This is a genomic window from Pseudomonas protegens, from assembly GCF_003732485.1.
Lineage (GTDB): Bacteria > Pseudomonadota > Gammaproteobacteria > Pseudomonadales > Pseudomonadaceae > Aquipseudomonas > Aquipseudomonas protegens_B.
In genome coordinates, this window is the sequence record NZ_MOAK01000036.1 from 379,206 (window position 1) to 383,802 (window position 4,597).

Annotated in this window: 3 protein-coding genes and 1 pseudogene; 3 read left to right on the forward strand and 1 reads right to left on the reverse strand. The window is 62.9% G+C overall.

The window, feature by feature from the left end; genetic code table 11:
* Positions 1-156: 156 nt before the first annotated feature.
* A complete protein-coding gene (locus tag BLX41_RS08695) occupies positions 157-3,204 on the reverse strand; it encodes an aminotransferase class III-fold pyridoxal phosphate-dependent enzyme (RefSeq protein WP_123724535.1) in 3,048 nt (1,015 codons plus the stop codon).
* Positions 3,205-3,343: 139 nt separating this feature from the next.
* Here BLX41_RS08695 and BLX41_RS08700 point away from each other — a divergent pair, with 139 nt between their 5' ends.
* The 3 genes and pseudogenes from BLX41_RS08700 to BLX41_RS34820 form a co-directional block, all read left to right on the forward strand.
* The gene (locus BLX41_RS08700; protein WP_011060662.1) at positions 3,344-3,784 is read left to right on the forward strand and encodes an Lrp/AsnC family transcriptional regulator; all 441 of its coding nucleotides are present in this window, start codon (positions 3,344-3,346) and stop codon (positions 3,782-3,784) included.
* A gap of 68 nt (positions 3,785-3,852) precedes the next feature.
* Positions 3,853-4,359: a sigma-70 family RNA polymerase sigma factor gene (locus tag BLX41_RS08705; RefSeq protein WP_123724536.1), complete on the forward strand. Its 507-nt coding sequence runs from the start codon at positions 3,853-3,855 to the stop codon at positions 4,357-4,359.
* Positions 4,356-4,597, forward strand: a pseudogene (locus BLX41_RS34820) (FecR/PupR family sigma factor regulator); the annotation flags it as partial. The gene BLX41_RS08705 and the pseudogene BLX41_RS34820, both read left to right, overlap by 4 nt.

The following is a 4,597-nucleotide window of genomic DNA, read 5'->3' on the forward strand; positions in this document are numbered from 1 at the left end:
GTTGTGGGCTCTTCACCCTGGCCTCGGGAAAAGCTTTGCACAGGTCATTGCGCAAAGCACCCGGCAAGGTGTCCGCGTGCCGGACACATTGCCGGAGTTGGCCGACACTATGTCGGCCAGCCCGGTTTGGGGCGCTGCGGCCCCGATCCTGACGCTCTAGCGCAATGCCGCCTTGAAGCTTTCGTCCAGGACCTCAAGCAGGAAGTCGGCGTTCTTCTGGCTGAAAATCATCGAGGGGCGCATTTTCAGAACGTTGTCATAGGGGCCTTCGGTGCCGATCAGAACGCCGCGCTCCCGGGCACCATCGGCGACCTTTTTCGCCAGTTGCGTGGCCGGAGCTTTGCTCTGGCGATCGGTGACCAGCTCGATCCCGAGGAACAGCCCCAGGCCGCGTACGTCGCCAATGGCATCGTAGCGCTGCTGCAACGTGCGAAAGCCATCGAGCAAGTAGTTGCCCACCGTCAGTGCGTTGAGTTTCAGGTTGTCGCGCTCAATCACATCGAGAACGCTGAGCCCCACGGCACAGGAAACCGGGTTGCCGGCGAAGGTGTTGAAGTACTCCATGCCGTTGTTGAAGCTGTCGGCGATCTCGCGGGTGGTCACCACTGCCGACATCGGGTGCCCGTTGCCAATGGGTTTGCCCATGGACACCGCATCGGGCACCACGCCCTGGGTTTCAAAGGCCCACCAGTGGCTGCCCACTCGACCAAAGCCGACCTGGACTTCATCGGCCAGGCACAGGCCGCCCTCGGCACGCACCATTGCATAGACTTCCTGCAAGTAGTTTTCCGGGAAAAACAGTTGCCCGGCGACGCTGGGAATGGACTCCGCGAGAAAGAACGCCGGGGCCCGGCCCTGCTTGCGCATGCTATCGATCTGCTCGGCGACACTTTGCGCGAAACGCTTGCCCAGCTCCTCGAACGGCCAGTGATCCGCAGCGCGGTAGGCATCCGGCACGGCCGCCTCGAATACGTGTTCTGCACGGCCTTTGCCGGCCTTGCGCTTGTACTTGTAGGGGCTCAGGTCGATCAGCTCCTGGGTGGTGCCGTGGTAGGCCCAGTCCAGCACGATGGCATCGTTGCGCCCGGTGTGATTGCGCGCCATGCGCAGCATCAGGCTATTGGCTTCGCTGCCTGAACAGCCGAAGGAGGCCACCGCCAGGCCTTCGGGCAAAGTCGCGGTGAGGCGCTCGGCGTACTCGACGATGTTGTCGTGCAGGTAACGGGTGTTGGTGTTCAGCCGTGACGCCTGGCGCGCCAGGGCCTGCACCACGTCGGGATGGGAGTGGCCCAGGTGGCAGACGTTGTTGAAGCAGTCCAGATAGGCCCGGCCAAAGTTGTCTATCAACCAGACCCCATCACCGCGTACGAACTTGATCGGGTCCGAGTAGGAAATCGACAAGTTGGGCAGCAGCAGTTGTTTACGCTTGGCCACGATCTCTGCTTTGCTTCTGCCTTCCTGGCTGTAGGTTTCCGCAGGGATTCCGGCCAGGGTCGATGCATCCGGGAACAGGTCGGCCCACACCTCAAGGTAGGCGCGCTCACCGACGCCGATGAACTCGCTCGCTTGCAGTTGGGTATCGGTGGACATCTGGAAGTGCACATGGGGCAGCCAGCCGCCGTTTTCCGTGTCCGCGCCCATGTGGCCCACCAGGGCACCCGCCTCAAGACGGTCCCCGGGCTTGAGGCGGGTCAGCGCTTCGTGGGCCATGTGCCCCCACAGGGTCAGGAACGGCGGGCAGCCCTCAGGCGAATGCTCAAGCATGATCAAACCGCCATAGCCCAGCGGTTCACGCTCGACCTCGACGCTGCGCACTACGCCGGCAAGCGGTGTGTACAGCGGCGTTCCGGCCGGCATGAGCAAGTCGACGCCCAGGTGAATGATCCGACGTTGCCCTGCAATGAAGCGCGATTCAAATGCCGCGTCGGTGTAGATGGTCCGTTCTTCGCCCCAGGGGCCGATGCCCAGCGGCACCTGATGTTCAGCCGCGAAATCGTTCCACCATTTCGCCGCCTCGGCCGGACGCTGCTCGGCGGAGGCGACCGTCAGCACATGGGCGGCATCGGCGAACGGCACAATGGCCTTGTTCAGGGTCGCCGCCGCCGGATGCACGATGTCCGCGAAGGCGTGGCGGTTTTCATCCACCCAGCGGCGAACCGCCCCGGCACCTTCTATCGCGTCATAGCCGCAGGCCTTGCGCAGGATCGCCGTCGCCAGGCGCGGGTTCATGCGGTCCATTTTTTCCAGCAGGCGCCAGGCCGGGGCTTCGCTGATGGCCAGGTAAGGGTTGTCCTGGGTCTGCTCGTGGCGCGAGGCCGACAAGGTGACGCTGATGACCAGGCGCATGGCGATCAGGTTGAACAGCACGTCCAGTTCTTGCGGCTGCAGCGGGTAGCGCTCGTGGAAACCGGCGGTGAGGGCGGCGGCCGCGCCGATGGGGTCCTCCATGTCGAGAATGGAGTAGGCGCAGGTGATGGCGACTTCGGCAATCAGCACCGTGTGCACGGCATCACCAAAATCGATGATGCCCGAGACCTGCTGCTGAGTCTGCGGGTCGACGAGGATGTTCCAGTCATTGCCGTCGTTGTGAATGACCTGTGTGCGCAAGCGCGCAAGCTTGGGTTGCACGTTGTTTTCGAACGCGGTAATGAAGCGCTCCAGAATGGCTCGTCGGCCAGGGTCCTTGACGAAATGCAGGCGCGATCTGGAGCGCGCGGCGTGCCGCAGGTCCCAGTCCAGGTCGCGCACCGCACCGGGATGCATGAAGCCCTGCAACGCACGATCCATGTCGGCGAACGATTGGCCCAGGCTGCGCATGAGGGCGAAGGTGCGCTTGACCTCGGCCAGGGGAGTGCCGTGCAGCCAGCTCACCAGGCGCACCGCATGGGTTTCACCGGAGGGCGCCACGGCCGAGGCGAGGAAGCCACCGGCAAGGCTCTTCTTCAGCTGCGGCACGGCAAGCTCGGGGTTATAGCAGGCGAGGTGGCTGAGGATGGCCGTCTGCAGCTCGCTTTCAGTTCGCGGTTCACTCGAATTGACCACCTTCAGAATCCATCCCGCATCGCTTGCAGTGTTCAACCGGTAGTTGCAGTCGCGCTCGCCATCCAGGGGCGAGGCCGTGGCGACGACATTGAAAAGCTGCTCGGCCAGTTGTTCGGCATCGCGGGGCGAGAACTGCGGGGCGGGATGGGAAAGGTTGGTCATGGTAATGGTTTTCCAAGTTATTGTTTTCAGTTAGCTTGGCATGCGAAATCCTTGACGGCAGTAGGTATGCGGTCGGTGTTGGCCTGCATATTGTCGGAATCGACCGGCACAAATTCGGTAGTCAAAGTGAGGAGTCTTGATGCGCGACCTGGACGTGAAAGATCGCGAAATACTGGACATTCTGTCTAAAGAAGCGCGGATTGCCCTGAAGGCCCTGGCCGCGAGAATCGGACTGTCCAGAAGCGCCACCAGCGAGCGGGTCCTCAACCTTGAGCGCAATGGCGTGATCAGGGGCTACCGGGCGGATATTGGCGAAATCGACGCCAACGTGATTCGCGCCATGTTTCTGGTGTGCCTGAAACGCACGCCGGCCATCAGCCTGCTGGACATGCTGGCCCAGCACTCCCAGGTGCGACGCATCTCTTCGGTCAGTGGCCAGCTCGATCTGGTGATCGAGATCGAATCCCGCACCATTGATGACCTGAACCGAGTCCGGGATGCCGTAGCCAGTCATGAGTCGGTCGAGGACATCACCACGGCGGTGGTGCTTCGCCGCGATATCGATCGACAGACATCCTGATTCGCCGCTGTACAACTCCCGCACTGAAACAATAAAATGAGAAGCATTATCATTAATGCGAATCTCCCATGCACAACCACAGCCTCTCTTCGCCCGTCGCCCAGTTGTATGCGAACCATCACGGCTGGCTGCGGGGCTGGCTGCACCGGCGCCTGGGGCACAGTGCCGATGCCGAGGACCTGGCCCATGACACCTTTATCCGGGTGCTGCGCTCCCAGGAGGATGTGCGTGAGTTGCGTCAGCCCATGGCGTTCCTGGCCACCATTGCCAACGGCCTGCTGATCAATCGCTGGCGCCGCCAGGCGATCGAGCGGGCTTATCTGGAAGCCCTGGCGGCGCGGCCGGTGGGGGAGGAGCCTTCGCCGGAGGAGCGGCACTTGATGATCGAGACCCTGTTGCAGCTGGATTCGCTGCTGGTGGGGTTGTCGCCGCGGGTGCGGCAGATTTTCTTTCTGTCCCAGCTCGATGGCCTGACCTATCCGCAGATCGCTGCGCAGTTGGGCTTGACCGTGGCCCAGGTACAGCGGGCCATGGGCAAGGCGTTCAGTGTCTGTTACGCGAGCCGTTTTGAATGAGTGGCGCTGCGGTCGATCCCCGGGTGCGGGACAGTGCCATCGACTGGCTGGTGCGGATGCAGTCCGGGCTGATGAGTGCTGCGGACCATCAGGCCTTGCAGCAGTGGCGGCAAGCCAGCGTCGAGCATGAATACGCGTGGCAGCGGGTCAGCAGTTTGCCGCTGATGTTGCAGCCGGGGGCCAATCTGCTGGCCGATGCCACGGCGCGCCGGGCGTTGCAAGCGGCGGGGGGGGGGCC

Excerpts from the sequence above, each read along its gene's own strand:
- BLX41_RS08695 (WP_123724535.1), bottom strand. The coding sequence starts at position 3,204 with ATGACCAACCTTTCCCATCCCGCCCCGCAGTTCTCGCCCCGCGATGCC.
- BLX41_RS08700 (WP_011060662.1), top strand. The coding sequence starts at position 3,344 with ATGCGCGACCTGGACGTGAAAGATCGCGAAATACTGGACATTCTGTCT.
- BLX41_RS08705 (WP_123724536.1), top strand. The coding sequence starts at position 3,853 with ATGCACAACCACAGCCTCTCTTCGCCCGTCGCCCAGTTGTATGCGAAC.